Origin of the sequence: Bradyrhizobium sp. RT6a (genome assembly GCF_040547675.1) — a bacterium.
In the GTDB taxonomy this organism is placed as follows: Bacteria; Pseudomonadota; Alphaproteobacteria; order Rhizobiales; family Xanthobacteraceae; genus Bradyrhizobium.
The window spans coordinates 2,046,265-2,061,648 of the sequence record NZ_JBEPQC010000001.1; the positions used below are offsets into that span (position 1 = coordinate 2,046,265).

Sequence of the window (15,384 nt, forward strand, 5' to 3'; positions counted from 1 at the left end):
CGGGCATTTACGATGCGACGCGCCGGGGATGGTCAAGCCAGGTCCTTGGGTTCGTATCGTGCACAGAGGCGGGCCCGCTCTGTCGAAACGGCTTACCCCCCGTCAGCAGCGGTGATAGTCGTCTTCAATCCGGATGATGTCGTCTTCCCCGAGATAGCTTCCAGTCTGGACCTCGATCAGCTCCAGCATGATTTTACCGGGGTTCTCCATCCGGTGCACCGCGCCCATCGGGATGTAGATCGACTCGTTCTCGTGCACGCTTTTGACGGTCTCGTTGACGGTGACGCGGGCCGTGCCGCGGACGACGATCCAGTGCTCGGCGCGATGATGGTGCTTCTGCAGCGACAGCCGTCCGCCCGGCTTCACCACGATGCGCTTGACCTGGTGGCGCTCGCCCTTGTCGACCGACTGGTAGCTGCCCCAGGGCCGATGCACTTTGAGGTGCTCCTCGGTGACTTTCGGCGCGACCGCCTTGAGTTTTGTGACCAGCCGCTTCAGCCCGTTGGCGTCTTTTTGGCGCGAGACCAGCACTGCATCGGCCGTCGCAACCACGATAAGATCATCAACGCCTTCGAGCGCGACCAGCGCGGCATCGGTGGTGACGTTGCAGTTGCGGGAATCCTCGAACACGGCGGCGCCATGCGAAGCATTGCCTTGCGCGTCCTTGTCCGACAATTCCCACACCGCGTGCCAGGAGCCGACGTCGGACCAACCGCAGGACACCGGCACCACCGCGGCGCGCGCGGTCTTCTCCATCACCGCATAGTCGATCGAGATCGCCTTGGCCGCGCCGAACGCCTCGGGCTCCAGCGTCACGAAGCCGAGATCGCGTCCGGCGTTACTAACAGCAGTGGAAATCGCCTCCACGCTCGCCGCATCGACCCTGCGGTATTCGTCGAGCAGGACACTTGCCGGGAACATGAAATTGCCGCTGTTCCAGAGATAGCCGGAATTGACGTAGTCGGCCGCCTTCACCGCATCCGGCTTCTCGACGAAGCGCGCGACCGCGTGCACCTCGCCGGAGATGACCTCGCCCGGGCTGATATAGCCGTATTCGGTCGCCGGCCGCTCCGGCTTGACGCCGAACGTGACGATGCGCCCGGCACTCGCGGAGGTGAGGCCTTGGCGGCACGCCGCGACGAACGCGGCATTGTCCTGCACCACATGATCGGCGGCGAGCGCGAGCACGATCGCCTCACTCGAGCGGTTCTGCGCGAACACAGCGCCGGCTGCGATCGCCGGGCCCGAATCCCGCCGCATCGGCTCGAGGATCACGTCCGCCTCGATGCCGATCTCAGCGAGCTGCTCCAGCACCATGAAGCGGTAGGACGCATTGGTGATGACGATCGGGCGATCGAACAGCGAGGCCTCCGAAACGCGCAGCAGCGTGTCCTGGAAGGTGGAGCGCGTGCCGAACAGCGGCAGGAATTGCTTGGGGCGCACCTCGCGCGAAGCCGGCCACAGCCGCGTTCCGGCACCGCCGCACATGATCAGGGGGATAATTTTTTGGGACACGTGTGAGCTACTCAAGAGAGGGTTTATATGCGGTGATAATTTCGATACCATTCGACAAAGCGGCCCAAGCCATCCGCCAGTGGCGTCGAGGGCGTGAAGCCGACGTCGCGTTGCAGGGCCGAAATGTCGGCACGCGTCTCGAGGACGTCGCCGGCCTGCATCGGCAGAAGCGTGCGGATCGCGGGCTTGCCGATGATCTTCTCCAGTGTCTCGACGAACTCGATCAAATTGACCGAGCGGTTGTTGCCGATGTTGTAGACGCGATACGGCGCATAGCTCGACGAGTTTTCCGGCTGCTCGGCGTTCCACGCGGGATTCGGCGTCGCGGGCCGATCGAGGGTGCGGAGCACGCCCTCGACGATGTCGTCGACATAGGTGAAATCGCGCCACATATTCCCATTGTTGAAAAGCTTGATCGGCTCACCCGCAAAGATCGCGTGCGTGAAGAGCCAGGCGGCCATGTCGGGCCGACCCCATGGACCATAGACAGTGAAGAAGCGAAGACCGGTCACCGGCAGCTTGTGAACATGTGCGAACGTGTGCGCCATCAGCTCATTGGCCTTCTTGCTCGCGGCATAGAGGCTGACCGGATGATTGACTGAATGCTCGGTCGAATACGGCAAGGTGCGATTGGCGCCATACACGGAGCTCGACGAGGCATAGACGAGATGCGACAGACCGTGGCGCCGGCCGGCTTCGAGCACGGTGACGAAGCCATCACAATTGGCGCGGATGCTGGTGACGGGATCGTCGATCGACGCGCGCACGCCGGGCTGCGCCGCAAGGTGCACCACGCGGTCGGGCGAGACCTCGTCGAACACACGCATCACCGCAGCGAAGTCTGCAAGGTCGATCTCGTGGAATGTGAAGGCATCATGCTTGAGCGTCTCGAGGCGAGCGCGTTTTAGCGCAGGATCATAGTAAGAAGTTACTGCGTCGACGCCGACAACTCGTTCGCCGCGCGCAAGCAAGCGCTCACAGACATGCTTGCCGATGAAGCCGGCAGCGCCGGTAACCACCACGGGCGGTGAAGTTGTCATTTTGTTCATTCCGCGAAGCCATGCCAGAGCAGGACATGAGAGACAGAACACCCACTTGAGCGGCCAATTGAAGGCGGAATGGCCGCCAACGAATTGGGAATGCCGCTTTGCCCGGGTTGGCTATCGTGAGCGCCAGATCGAGACCGGCAAGACCGAGTACACCGCTTGCCCTAGACTGAAGGCGGACAGATGGCCGCCATTGCGCAAGCAGTGAAGATCTTACCCATCCATAGCCTCCGATCATGCTCCTACCTCGGTCCGATCAAGCTCAACATTTCACCCGATGTTGCATCGGGGCGGTGCCCTTAAAACGGGGAATAAACAGTGAAAGCATGGCACACAGTTGGGGGCGTCTCCAAGTCGAAAGACCTGAAAAGCTCCGCAAAACCGGGAGTGACGTCGCTGGCGCACGGAACATACCAGAAACTTCGAGATAGCTAACAGGTAAAAAGAACCGAGGCAATGAACACGCCTGATAGGGGATATCAAGCAGCAGGCACCAACCTCGATGGGGGTGCCGGGAGCTTTGAAAATCGATAAACCTGCGGGAGGCAGCTCGACCTAGGGAAGCCGGCATCGAGTCATTCACCGCTTAGGCTGAAGCTGCTGTTGCAATAGTTGCTCGCGATCTTGGATCGCCGGGCGTCAGCGCGTGCTGAGGAGACGTGCAACTTTGTCGGTCGGAGCGCCACGACCGCTCAGGGTAGTCCACTTGAATGCGTCCTCGGGGTGCCCGATGGAGCTATCTTCGTGTGAAGCAATCGAGCATCGCATAGGGTCCGACGACATCCTTGGCATCGTCGTTCGCTTGGAATGCAGATTGGATCGCAACCGGGCATCCGACATCAAGCCCGCTCAATTTTGAGTCCGCCATCCTGCGAGGTGGCCCGCCGTCTCTTGAAGAAAGTAGCTGTCTGGGAACTAGTATCGCTCCTAGCAATTTGATAGAGAACAGCAGGAAGCTCGGGATGAGCAATGACCGCTATCCGATCATAAAGCTTTGGACCCCTGAAGACGAGCGGCAGTTGCGCGAAATGATCGGTCGCGGCTACCGAGCCAACGAAGTCGCGGCAGCCCTGGATCGAACACAGAAGGCAATTCGCAATCGCGCCAACCTGCTGGGGCTGATGTTCGGTCGCGCCAGAAACGCCCCTGCACAAAACACGCCCTAAAAGCTGAGCGACTGATGACTAGTAAGGTGAATTCGGCCGGCAGTTGTCGCAGCGATCCGATGGACGATCTGGAAGTGAGATGCCAACGTTCGCCTCGCCTTCGGCAAAACGTTACACCATCAGCGCAACCAACTTTACCGCCGCGCAGACGGTCATGCCCCACAATGCCAAGCTGATCAGCAGCGCATCGCCCATGCTGCATCCGTGCGTTAGTCACGTGCCAAATTGGTGATGATTCGCCGAACTTGCCAGAGAATCTTGTTGTGCACCGCCAAATCCCTTGAGAAGGGGCGTGGCTGTTAAGGTTTACTGGTCAGGTTAACCTCAGCAAAGCTTCGTTAAACAGGGAAATTCGGTATGACCTCGACCAGAGGAAATCCGAATGTCAGATAGAACCGCGGATCAAACCGCAGATACCCACGAGCCGCGCAGGCTGTTCGATCTGGTCTTTCCCCTCGCCTTCGGTGCTGTAGCCGCCCTGGCTACGATTGTTTGGTTGGGGGCGATCGGGGTGGATTGCTTGGCACCCAGTTCGCTTCCTGGTCGCCTGCATTCTTGATTAGCATGGTGGATAGCATCTGCGAATCGCAGGTTCATCCGATCACGTTGTTTTGGGGGTATACACGGTCATTCTCCGTGGGGTTAGCTGATGCACTGACACGCACATGCCTTGTGGGCTTGCAGAAGTGGCGCGCGGAGGCACGGACAAGTCCCCCGACCGTTGGTCCCCGCAAGACGATCTAAAGATGATCATGCTCACGGCGCGAGTGTTCTCACCGACGGATCGCCGTCGCTCGCTGGAACTGTCCGAGCGCATTGACGCCAAATCGCATAGCCGCATCACTGATGCCGCAGAGAAGACCGCGGGCGGCACGAGCCGGGACGAATAGGCCTTGGCCGCTCCCTGGAGCCTACAAATTCGACAGGTAAGCGGCATATGCGCGCTTCAAGCCATCATCAAGTGAGGTCGTCGCGCGCCAGCCGAGCCCTTCGAGCCGGCTGACGTCAAGCAGCTTGCGCGGCGTGCCGTCGGGCCGCGAGCTGTCGAAACTGATCTCGCCGCCGTAACCGACGGTTTCGGCGACGACCCGCGCGAAGTCGGCGATGGTAATGTCCTCGCCCGTGCCGATATTGACCAGCTCGGCACTCGAATAGGTCTTCATCAGATGCACGCAGGCATCGGCCATGTCGTCGACATAAAGGAACTCGCGCCGCGGCGTGCCGGTGCCCCACACAATGACACTCTTCGCGCCCGACATCTTGGCCTCGTGGAAGCGGCGGATCAGCGCCGCGACCACGTGGCTCATTTCGGGGTGATAATTGTCGCCGGGGCCGTAGAGATTGGTCGGCATTACGCTGATGAAGTCGCTGCCATACTGGCTGCGATAGGCCTCCGCCATCTTGATGCCGGCGATTTTTGCAATTGCATAGGGCTCGTTGGTCGGCTCGAGCGGGCCAGTCAGCACGGAATCTTCGCGCAACGGCTGCGCCGCCAGCTTCGGATAGATGCAGGACGAACCCAAGAACATCAGCTTCTCGGCGCTGTTCCGATGCGCGGCCTGGATCACGTTCGCCGCGATCGCGATGTTGTCGTAGATGAACTCGGCGCGCAGCGTGTTGTTGGCGACGATGCCGCCGACCTTTGCCGCGGCGAGGAAGATCACCTGCGGCCGCGTCCTCGCGAACCAGTCGAACACCGCGGCCTGGTTGCACAGATCAACCTCGTCCCGGTCCACGGTGACGAGCTTGACGTCCTCCCGCGCCAGCCGGCGCGCAAGCGCGCTGCCGACCATGCCGCGATGGCCGGCTACGTAGACACTCTTGCCTGTCAGCTCAAACGCAGCGCTTGCCACTCGTCGCGTCCCGTTTTGCTACCGCCAGATCGCTCGCCATCATTTCCGCGACGAGCTCTGCAAAGCTCCGCTTCGGCGTCCAGCCGAGCACCTTGCGCGCCTTGCTGGCGTCGCCGACGAGGAGATCGACCTCGGTGGGGCGGAAATAGGTCGGATCGATCTTCACCACCGTCTTGCCGCTCGTCTCGTCCACGCCGGTCTCCTCGACGCCTGCCCCGCGCCATGCGATACGGCGGCCAACTTGCGCGAACGACAGCTCGACCATCTCGCGCACCGAGTGCATCTCGCCGGTGGCGAGCACGAAATCGTCGGGCTTGTCGGCTTGCAGGATCTTGTGCATGCCCTCGACGTAGTCGCGCGCATGGCCCCAGTCGCGCTTGGCTTCGAGATTGCCGAGATAGAGCGTCTCCTCCAGCCCGACCTCGATACGGGCGACAGCGCGCGTGATCTTGCGGGTCACAAACGTCTCGCCGCGGATCGGGCTCTCGTGATTGAACAGGATGCCGTTGCTCGCGAACATGCCATAGGCTTCGCGGTAGTTCACCGTGATCCAGTAGCCGTAGAGTTTTGCCACGCCGTAGGGCGAGCGCGGATAGAACGGCGTGGTCTCCTTCTGCGGGATCTGCTGGACGAGGCCGTAGAGCTCCGAAGTCGACGCCTGGTAGAACCGCGTCTCCTTCTCCATGCCGAGGATGCGGATCGCTTCCAGCAGGCGGAGTACGCCGATGCCGTCGGCATTGGCCGTGTATTCCGGGCTCTCGAAGCTGACGGCGACGTGGCTCTGGGCGGCGAGATTGTAGATCTCGGTCGGCCGGATCTGCTGCACCAGGCGGATCAGATTGCTCGAGTCCGTCATGTCGCCGTAGTGCATCAGGAACGGCACGTTACCGACATGAGGGTCCTGGTAGAGATGATCGACCCGCGCGGTGTTGAACGAGGACGACCGCCGCTTGATGCCGTGCACGACGTAGCCGAGCGACAGCAGGTATTCAGCGAGATAGGCGCCATCCTGCCCGGTCACGCCGGTGATGAGAGCGATCCGCTCACTCATGTCGAAATGCCCTGTTCCTATTCCAAGTTCCTGGCGGCAGTTAGACCCTGCGATCGCCCTCTCTAAAAAACCCCGATCAAGTTAATCCCGGGGGGACCACCCTTCTCTGGACATATCGGGCAGCCCGGTCAACCAAAACATGGCCTGGCGCGGCGAAACGGGGGGCAGTCTCTCCCACGTTGAGTCAGACATCGGACCACGAAGGCAGATTGGGGGGTTGCAACGCAAAGCGCCGCCGGGCATTCGCGCGATCAAAAACAACCGGCTGATTTGATGGCAGGAAGCTAGTCTGCGGACCGCATTTTATCCGCTCCTAACATGGAAAGGGCGGTTGGCCACGTCGCTTACCCTGTGCGCCCGCTCAAACAATGACGGCTCCAGACGGACCGTCGCGCCCAGCTAGGCCTAGAGTCCCGCTCTAGCGGTCCCAGCCGTTTGATATGGTCAGGTGCAGTTCACTTTCAGCAGGTCAAGCCATCTTTCAGGACTGGCCACACGATCGGCTTGCAGAAAAGACCCCGTCGGTCGATCTCCCGACGAAGCTGATCAGCGCGTTGGTCGGCATCGCCAACCAGGCGCGTACCGCGCGATAGATCGACGTGTAGTTCGCGCAGAATGTTTTCATACATTTGGATGAGGAAGTAGTCCGACAGGCTGCGGAAATAGTCCATGTGCAATCAACGTCGTTTTCAAAAAAGCAGCCAGAGGGTGAAGTACCAGCTCATCCATCCGATTGCAGAGATCCACGCGATCATCGCCAAGCCGGCGAGGCCGAAGAAGAGTATCGGAACTAAGTAATCGCTGGCCTGGCGCCGGTCAGTTCGCGCGATGGCCTCGGTCCTATCAAGCATTTGTCCCTGCCTTGGAGAGAAGGACATATCGTTCTCTGCACAGAGGCACAAATACTCGTTGCAATTAACCTCACTGATCAACCTTAAGGAATGCGCCTGCTCTCCGCGGGAGCTGAAGCCCCGTGTGCAAGAGCAAGCCAGAGGGCCTTTATGGGGTATCGGCCTTGCAGCACAGCCGACCAGCAAGGCAACGGCGAACAATCGAGCGCCCGACGGATGGCGTGCGACGGGAATGTGATGACGCCATTGAGGCCGAAAACGATCGCAGACTAACTGCAAAGCTGATCATCTGCCATAGCTGCGTGACGAACAACCTTCAGCGCGACGCAACTGGATCAGTCCCTTGAAGAGAGCGATGCTTACTTATTCCAGCGCCAATAACCCGCTCACCGGAGCGGCAGCTTCCCTGAGGGAAGCTTGCAGCCCGGTTTTGACCATGGCTCTATGTGATGATTAGCAGCCGCTAATAAGAATCATCTTAGGTGGGCCACGCCTGGTATGGACGCACATCGGCTTTAAAGCACGACCAGGCGATTGGACTCCCGAGGAGGTGGCTTTGCTCTTTAGTTTGGCCAAGGAACAAGTGAGCGCCCTACGCGCGGCACGGATCTTTGGCCGACGGGTTAGCGCTGTTCGCCGCCGAGCGCGGCAGATGCGAATCGTCCTCTACAAAAATGAGAGCTCATCGCGTTCCTGCCGCAAGCGGCTTCGTCGACTGAGCGGAGAGCACTCCCGAGCGAGTAAACCAGACCGATAAAGTTCGATGGAAGTTTTTGAACCACCTTTCAGCTGTCTCCGGTATGTTGATTGAGCGTTCACCCGTGAGGCACTCATGAGATATCTACCGGACCATGGCTTGCCCCTTGTTCAGCTGAAAGAGCGGCGCCGTGAGATGGTGGTGGCGCTTCAGAGTCGCATCGGCCCGATCGGCGACGATGAGCTTCAGAAGATCGCTGCCATCCAGCAGACAATCTCTGCTTTCGAGGATGTCATCGCAGATCTCGACGCTGAGTGTCTTGATAGGGCAGCTTGATCGAAGCCGATCGGCTTAGGCCCGGATCTCGACCAAGATCATGCGCCACCGGGGCGACGTATGGCCTGACCGCCCAGCTTTATGACGATCCTTTCGCTAAAGCCGCTGTCATGACACGGGATGATGGCGGTTCGGTTTGACGTAGCCTTAAGCGCCCAAACATCACCTCTTCGGCGAAGCCCTATTTCCCCAGGTGCAACGGCAATGGAAACCGAATCACCGCTAATCCTTCCGACACTGAGACAAGTAGGCGACATTTCCTTTAGACCTGATCTCTATGCTTGGCCGGCGAAACAGGTAAGGAGGGCCGGGTTTGGCCTGACGCATCTTGGACGCCTGATATTTGGGCGCTCACAAGATGGCTCTTTGAACATCCCACGTCGCTCCTGAACTGGAACGAACTAAATCGGACGGCCAGGACGGAAAATGCTAACGTGAGTGATGAAAATCCTTCTTATCGTTGCATTACTCGCCATCTCATCATCCGCCGCAGCTCAGATACCAGCGCCCGAGACTTCGCCGGCCGACACATCGATCCGAGACCAGATTAAGGCCGCGCGCGCAAAGGATAAAATCGATGAGGCCGCTGGTTCGAAAGAGCGGTGGTGGAATCGTGATGCTAATGGCAAAAGGCCCTGGAATATCCCGGTCAAGCCGACGGACTCTCCCCTTTAAAACTCTGAGCGCATCGGAGATTAGCCCAGAGAGCGGAAACTGACCTCAGGAACTATCACCTTCAGAAGCGGGTTGTCCTCGAAACCCAGGAGACACGCCATGAAGCGATCATTTGTCGTCGCGCTTACTTGCCTTGCCCTTAGTTCGACCGCCCTCGCCCAAGGGGGCGGAGGAGGTGGAGCCGGTGGTGGCGGCGCCGGTGGTGCAAGCGGCGCTGCAAGCGCGGGATCAAGCGGCGGAGGTTCCACCGCTACGACCGGAACTTCGCCCGCCGGCAATACTAACTCAGCCGTTTCGAACCCCAGCGCAACCCAGGCGACGCCGAACAAGAGCACGAATTACTTCAACGCTGGTGCGCCAGCCGCGAACTCGGCCACCCAAGGCGGCATCGCGCCCCCCCATAATAATGGGCAGCGCACAGCCCCGACCACTCCGAATAATACATCGGCTCCCGCGGCCAATTCTCAAAATCCGGCCCAGGCAACCGTCGCATCTGAGCAAAACAATGCTCTTTCAGGAAACAAGACTGCCGCTCCCGCGGCCGGTGCCGTCAGCGCACCTGGCGTCGGCGTCGGCCACTCCGCAAACGGCCAGCCGATCGGCAGTTCGGGTTCCGGGCTTGGGTCGCCTGAACAACCGATCGGCGGAAAATAGATCGCATCTTCTATTGTTGTAAATCGCGAACGCTCGCCAACTCGGCGGGCGTTTTTTGCCACGCTGAAGATAGCGAACCGACAGCCCGGGAGGGCGTGGATAATCAGGGCTTCGATGAGAGGGACTTCTGCTAATGGCTATGGGGCAGATATGACGCGCGGTCTCGTTTACATCGCCATTTTTGGTGCGCTGATTGCCAGCTGCATTGTTCTAGGTTGGTATGGCCGGCTACTGTGGCTGATGGTCAGCCCCGATTGACGCGCGAAACGGAGCGGCTCGCTTGGCGAACGCCGTCGGACCGCGTCTTCAAGAAGGCCTTACATCCGTGTGGCCAAACACGCGAGCTAAACCGCTCGCTTTCTCGTGGCCAGAAAGAGCCAATCGATGGGACTGGAGAGAACAACGCCACACGTCCAACGCCTGCAGATGAACTTGCCGAGAGTGCGATCGTCCGCACCCAAGCTGGACAGTAAAATCCAGATTCCGCCTAACCATTCTGCAGCGTGTCTGTATTAGATGCCGCGCTCACTGGGAGTCAGCGGCTGCGCTAACAACAATGGGTGAGCCTGGTCTCGACACTGTGATCTCAACCGTCGATTTACCCTCGTCGTGACGGTTCTTACCCACCACGACAAGGGAAAATCTATCCGTGCCAGCGAAGTCGGGCTTAGCATGATAGCGAAAGCCGGGTCCCACCAGAACCAGCTCGCCGCTCGTCGGCTCTTCTGCCACCTCAACCTTGTAGATCTGCATTGTTGACCAGCGTAGGCCTTGGATGCAGTCAGCGCCTGGCGCGATCTTCATCGTCCACTCGATCCTATCACCGGCAAGTTTGTACGGCTTGTTGTCGCGGAGGCAGTTGGGGGTGGCGCTGGCTGGACCTGCTACAACTGCAACAAGCAACCCCGCCTTCAATACGCTGATCAAGCTTCGCATAGTTGTTCATCCTCTGACACGTGCGTGTCAGCATGCAGGTTGCGATTGAACGTTTGGTAAGGGAGCACTAGCAAGGCGATAAGTTGGTGAACGCATAGCTAACACCGGTAGTCGCCCAAAAAATGCGCAACTCACTCCGAGGTCGCCGTCCCTGAAAGCAATGAGACCAAGGCGCCGGCTCATGCGAATTGAGCAGGGCTCCCGGACTTCTTCAAGGCGCCGATTTTGACACTCTCCTTGCCATCAGCGCGCGGCGGTGCAAGCGGCAGTGGGAGTTGGGGCGCGACCAGAACCTCCGGCGCCGCGTCCGCTGCAGGAACAACAGGCCATGCCGCTGCGGCGACATACCCCTCGAGCGCCCCTTTCAAAACCCCGGACAAGGCACCGCACCGGCCGCTTCACGGCACCAAGGCCCAACCGAGCCCTGATTTCCCAGCACGTCTGATCAGTGTGATCGGAGCAATCGTAACGTGCAGGCGCGACCCGAGGCACCAAAGACGGAAAAGCTTGAAAAGCCGTAATTCGCAAGTCGCAATACATCGCCGCCTACTCCGGCAGCGAAGTCCGCAATCGTGTCGGAACCATAACCTTTCGAGACGACGAAGGTGTCACGTCCGGCCCCTCCCGTGAGGAGGTCATTTCCAGCGCCCCCAAAAAGAATGTCCGAGCCAGACGTTCCAGAAAGCACACTGGTGTAAGCGCCGCTCAACAACTTGGTTTGTTTTGCCATGACTGCTTGCCCTTTTCATGCAGCAAGCAATCAAATGCCCCTCAATCCGAACTTAGCAGGAAGCCAACAAGTGAATGATGTGTGCGAGGGCGACCGACAGACTTAACGGCCTCCTAGATTCTTGTACATCAAGAAGCAGAGGCCCGGGAAATTACGGAGAGGGGCTCTGTCCGCACCACAGCAGGAATTGAATTCAGATGCTCTGGAGCAGTCATGGGAGTTTCGGGTGGCGCGCCTCGAACTCAAGCAAGAGCGCAATTGAAACATCTGCTTGACGGGCAATGGCATATTTCGCATTAGCGGAGCAGCACTTCTAAATGAATTTGCTCCGAGCAGCGGTATGGCGATGTTTGTTCAAAATCCGATCTGGATCCTAGGGGCGTCAGTCGTGGCGCTGACAGTGAACTTCGATACATGCGCCGTTGCCGGTCCGAGTGCCGACGCTGCACGCAAATGCATGCGCTTTTCTTATCTGGCGTATCCCTACAAGCGACCCGGCTCGGCCCCCGGAACGGCAGATCGTCAGACCTACTTCAGGGAATGCATGGGCAAGGACGGCAATGTCCCGGAGCCAGCTCACGCAGCCAGCTCGCCAAAAGGCGACGGCTAGAGGCGACGAGGTGCTCCCCCAGCGACGACCCTTTCGCTGCTATTTCTCGGTGCTCCCATCCTCAACCTTGCCGCCGTTGGCGACGCACTTGTTGAAGAAAGCCCGCTGATCCTTGCCGCTGCCCTTGGCACTGCCCGCTGCGGGATTGCCCCGTTCGCGAAGCGGAAACTGCTTGGCCGTGAGAGCGCCGCACCTTTTAGCGACCTCGGCAGTGATCGCAGATGCCGGACTGGTGGCCGAACCAAAAAGTGAACAGAGAAAAATGGAGGCCGCGAAGCCGGGGGTTAATCTGATGCGCACAATGCCTCTCCCTGCCGAATGGATACTGACACTTTCAGTCCCATCGGCTAATGCGCCGTACACTAGTTTCTTTTGAGAATTTTGAAACACCGGATTATGATAGTAAATGATCCATCGGCGGGGTGCCTAAGCAGTATGACGTCCCGTGATTTGCGAGTGCCCAGCCTAGACGAAGGAGAACAGACCGGGTCTGAGGTCCAGTTCGCGCTCGTCATCGCGCGCATGATCGATACCGTTAAGAGCGACCCGGAGCTGATGCGCCGGACCGTTTACGATCTCGCGCGCCACAAGCTTCAAGAGCAACTCGGCAGTTCTGGTCCGGCCGAGATGAAGCAGGCCGAATTGGCGCTTGAAGCTGCCATTCGCGGTGTCGAGCAATTCTCGCAGGAGCAGATTTTTCCGGCACCATCTATGGCGCCGCAGTTGGATGGCCCCTTGGTGCCCCCGTATTCCCCTCGCCCCACCCCTTTGGCCGCCGGGGTCGGGCTCGAATCCGTTGCTGAACGCCGGCATCGCCTTTTCTGGACCGCCGCCAAGCGCTCCGGGGGCGTACTTTTGATTGCTGCATTGTTTGTTGCGGTAATCTCTCAACGCGAGCGGTTGGACTCGCTTGGAAAGGCCGTTCACAGCTATGGAAAATCGACGTCGCCGGAACAACCTGGGCCCTCGCCGAGCGCGAACTTACCGCCGAACCCGCCTACGCCGCAACCAGGTTCGCTGCTGCCGAGAGAGTACGGCATCTACGCGGTTGGCGATAGCTCATTAACTGAATTGCAGCTGCTGCCCGGACGCCCGCCTGACATCCGGATCGCTGTTTCGGCCGCCTTCAGGCTTCCCAGGAGTGCAAGCCTGCCGAATGGACACCCCAAATTCCTGGTGTTTCGGCGCGATGTGGCGACGAACATATTGGAGCGCGCCGAGGTGCGCGTGATCGCAAAGATCACACGCGAATTTTCCAGCGAAGCTGCTGGAAAACGGCCCGGCGAAGACGATGTCTGGGTCATCAGAAATTTCTCGTATTCATACCGGGTTTCTCCGGTGCCTGAAAATTCCGAGATGTACGAGGTCCACAGTGAGGATCCGGGGCTGGAACTCCCTCCGGGCAATTACGCGCTTATCCTCAAGAACCAAGCCTATTATTTCAGCGTCGCTGGCGAGATTGCCGATCCCAGGCAGTGCATAGAGCGGGTTGTCACCACAAACGGCACCTTTTATTCGGCCTGCAAGAAGCCCTAGCTCTTTCAAATATGCCGCCGATGCCTAGCTCTGTGGGGACGATTGACGGCCGAAACGAGGGAGATTCCGATGAAACCGAAACTATTTGCGATCTTTCCGCTTATTTTATCTCTCGCCGCACCGGCCTTTGCCCAAGGGACGCAGCAGAAGAACACTTCAGTCCGAACACAAGGCTCTACTGCTGGAACCCGACCGCCGGTGGCGACGCAGCCGAGCAACAATCCATTCCAGAACCCCATCGGGCAAGGCGTGCCTCCGGCCGCCTCCGCCAACCCTGCTCTCAACAGCAATCGCACCTTTGCGCCTCGCTAGGATTGTGAACGGCCTGCGTCGCCATGTATCACCATTTAGTGTGAGACGACGTCTACCTCGATAGACGAGGTTCCGCCGATATGCAGCGAGGTTCCCGTGATCGCAATCTTGAAATGGTCGGCCCCCTGTGCCGCCGGGGCCGAAAAATAGCGAAATGAAGGGCCTTGCAAGACAAGGCGGCCTGATTTCGGTGGGTCTACAACCGTGATCGCGTCAATCATGATCGTCGACCAGCGTAGCCCCTGAATACATTCAGCGCCGGGCTTGATTTTCATCAACCACTGAACGGTGTCCGATTGTAGCTTGAAGGCTTGCGGATGCAGGATGCAGGTACCACCGGCTGACACCGGTAACGGATAGCACGCAAGAATTTGAGCAACCAACGCAACGATTATGAGATTTCGCATAGGCTTCTGACCCCATCGGTCCTGCTCACTTCCAGACAACGCTCTTCATGAACCAAACTAGTCTGCCCCGCTTGGTACCAGTGAAACCGCGCTTACCAAACACTGCTCCGATCCCGCACGCGCTTGCCACCGTCTCGCGCCCTTGGCCGCGATTGCCGACGCTGGTGCCGCGGCCAACGACCAAGCTATTATAGCCTCCCTCTTCCAAGATCGATCATCGTTTAAACGTGCAACAGAAATAGATCGCCGGCTGAGGCGTGGGACAGGGTGAAATGCGCGCTCGCCATGCCGTGCTGAACGCTGTTGTCAACGTAGAGGTCGTGCAATGCCTGCGCGAGCACCTGCGAGCGGGGCACGGGTCCGTCACCTAAAGGGATCGCCGCAGATGTGGATCCGGGCTGCGAGGTGATAGCGGAGAAGCTAAACCCGTCGATTGGCGGATCGATGACGAGGGTGCCGCCATTTCCATCGGTTGAGAGATTGAACGTGGAATGGGTGTAGTCGCCGGCCAGCGTGATGTGCGCGACGTGGTTCTGGGCGTCCGAGACGGTGAGGACACCGCCCGATACATCGCCCGAGTATGAGGCCTTGGTTGCCGATCCGAACGAAATGTCTTTGAGATCGAGAATATCCGAGCTGGACGGATCACCGTTGCCGGAAAGGCCGTAAATCGTGCCAGTAAATTGCGTGGAATGATCGAGAGTGAGGGTACCGGTGACGCCCTTGAACGTGACCGATCCAGAGGCTGCTCCAGTCAGTTCGAGCGACGCCCCTGGCTCGATGACGGTCGCTTGGCTCAGGTTGCCGAGAGCAAGAGTGATCTTTCCAGAAATATCAAGTACGGTCGACGAGCTATTGATTACGCCATCGCCATTGAGATCCTGATGCAGCACCGTCTCGATCGATTTCAAGGATGCGCTCGTCCCCGAGACATTGCTGAGCAGGTTGGAGGTGAAGTTGCCGTTGCTGTCGGTGGTCCACACCGTGAACAGCCCGGTCGAGGTGTTCT

15 protein-coding genes and 1 pseudogene are annotated in these 15,384 nt (G+C 59.2%); 5 read left to right on the forward strand and 11 right to left on the reverse strand.

Annotated elements, in window-relative coordinates; genetic code table 11:
• Nucleotides 1-102: 102 nt before the first annotated feature.
• Both ABIC03_RS09710 and ABIC03_RS09715 read right to left on the reverse strand, forming a co-directional pair.
• On the reverse strand, nucleotides 103-1,566 hold the full coding sequence (locus ABIC03_RS09710) for a mannose-1-phosphate guanylyltransferase/mannose-6-phosphate isomerase (protein WP_502917338.1): 1,464 nt from the start codon (nucleotides 1,564-1,566) through the stop codon (nucleotides 103-105).
• The gene (locus ABIC03_RS09715; protein ID WP_354057426.1) at nucleotides 1,539-2,555 is read right to left on the reverse strand and encodes an NAD-dependent epimerase/dehydratase family protein; all 1,017 of its coding nucleotides are present in this window, start codon (nucleotides 2,553-2,555) and stop codon (nucleotides 1,539-1,541) included. The genes ABIC03_RS09710 and ABIC03_RS09715 overlap by 28 nt, the downstream gene beginning before the upstream one ends.
• A 968-nt stretch (nucleotides 2,556-3,523) precedes the next feature.
• On the opposite strand from ABIC03_RS09715, the gene ABIC03_RS09720 reads away from it, so the two are divergent.
• Both ABIC03_RS09720 and ABIC03_RS09725 read left to right on the forward strand, forming a co-directional pair.
• Entirely contained in the window at nucleotides 3,524-3,727 is a 204-nt protein-coding gene (locus ABIC03_RS09720) for a hypothetical protein (protein WP_354057428.1), read from the forward strand.
• A gap of 746 nt (nucleotides 3,728-4,473) precedes the next feature.
• Complete coding sequence (locus ABIC03_RS09725) at nucleotides 4,474-4,617, forward strand: hypothetical protein (protein ID WP_354057430.1); 144 nt, start codon at nucleotides 4,474-4,476, stop codon at nucleotides 4,615-4,617.
• Between the two features lie 21 nt (nucleotides 4,618-4,638).
• Here ABIC03_RS09725 and fcl read toward each other — a convergent pair whose 3' ends face one another.
• The 4 genes from fcl to ABIC03_RS09745 form a co-directional block, all read right to left on the reverse strand.
• Nucleotides 4,639-5,580, reverse strand: a complete 942-nt coding sequence (fcl, locus tag ABIC03_RS09730; protein WP_354057432.1) for a GDP-L-fucose synthase — start codon at nucleotides 5,578-5,580, stop codon at nucleotides 4,639-4,641.
• Nucleotides 5,561-6,631, reverse strand: coding sequence for a GDP-mannose 4,6-dehydratase (gmd, locus tag ABIC03_RS09735; protein WP_354057434.1), 1,071 nt, complete (start codon nucleotides 6,629-6,631; stop codon nucleotides 5,561-5,563). The genes fcl and gmd overlap by 20 nt, the downstream gene beginning before the upstream one ends.
• A gap of 461 nt (nucleotides 6,632-7,092) precedes the next feature.
• A complete protein-coding gene (locus ABIC03_RS09740; protein WP_354057436.1) occupies nucleotides 7,093-7,302 on the reverse strand; it encodes a hypothetical protein in 210 nt (69 codons plus the stop codon).
• Nucleotides 7,303-7,320: 18 nt separating this feature from the next.
• Nucleotides 7,321-7,482: a hypothetical protein gene (locus tag ABIC03_RS09745; RefSeq protein WP_354057438.1), complete on the reverse strand. Its 162-nt coding sequence runs from the start codon at nucleotides 7,480-7,482 to the stop codon at nucleotides 7,321-7,323.
• Nucleotides 7,483-8,314: 832 nt separating this feature from the next.
• Between ABIC03_RS09745 and ABIC03_RS09750 the strand changes: the two genes are divergently transcribed.
• Entirely contained in the window at nucleotides 8,315-8,515 is a 201-nt protein-coding gene (locus tag ABIC03_RS09750; RefSeq protein ID WP_275171400.1) for a hypothetical protein, read from the forward strand.
• Nucleotides 8,516-10,369: 1,854 nt separating this feature from the next.
• Here ABIC03_RS09750 and ABIC03_RS09755 read toward each other — a convergent pair.
• From ABIC03_RS09755 to ABIC03_RS09765, 3 genes are all read right to left on the reverse strand, one after another.
• Complete coding sequence (locus ABIC03_RS09755) at nucleotides 10,370-10,780, reverse strand: hypothetical protein (protein ID WP_354057441.1); 411 nt, start codon at nucleotides 10,778-10,780, stop codon at nucleotides 10,370-10,372.
• A gap of 445 nt (nucleotides 10,781-11,225) precedes the next feature.
• Complete coding sequence (locus ABIC03_RS09760; protein WP_354057443.1) at nucleotides 11,226-11,510, reverse strand: calcium-binding protein; 285 nt, start codon at nucleotides 11,508-11,510, stop codon at nucleotides 11,226-11,228.
• A 649-nt stretch (nucleotides 11,511-12,159) separates the two neighbouring features.
• Nucleotides 12,160-12,420 (reverse strand): hypothetical protein, encoded by a 261-nt coding sequence (locus ABIC03_RS09765; RefSeq protein ID WP_275171397.1) that lies wholly within the window; start codon nucleotides 12,418-12,420, stop codon nucleotides 12,160-12,162.
• Between the two features lie 135 nt (nucleotides 12,421-12,555).
• Here ABIC03_RS09765 and ABIC03_RS09770 point away from each other — a divergent pair, with 135 nt between their 5' ends.
• Together ABIC03_RS09770 and ABIC03_RS09775 are read left to right on the forward strand one after the other, a co-directional pair.
• Nucleotides 12,556-13,656 (forward strand): hypothetical protein, encoded by a 1,101-nt coding sequence (locus ABIC03_RS09770; protein ID WP_354057445.1) that lies wholly within the window; start codon nucleotides 12,556-12,558, stop codon nucleotides 13,654-13,656.
• Between the two features lie 69 nt (nucleotides 13,657-13,725).
• A complete protein-coding gene (locus tag ABIC03_RS09775) occupies nucleotides 13,726-13,968 on the forward strand; it encodes a hypothetical protein (RefSeq protein WP_354057447.1) in 243 nt (80 codons plus the stop codon).
• Between the two features lie 35 nt (nucleotides 13,969-14,003).
• On the opposite strand, the gene ABIC03_RS09780 is transcribed toward ABIC03_RS09775, so the two are convergent.
• Complete coding sequence (locus ABIC03_RS09780) at nucleotides 14,004-14,375, reverse strand: hypothetical protein (RefSeq protein ID WP_354057449.1); 372 nt, start codon at nucleotides 14,373-14,375, stop codon at nucleotides 14,004-14,006.
• Nucleotides 14,376-14,596: 221 nt separating this feature from the next.
• Nucleotides 14,597-15,384 (reverse strand): annotated as a pseudogene (locus ABIC03_RS09785) (hypothetical protein); the annotation flags it as partial.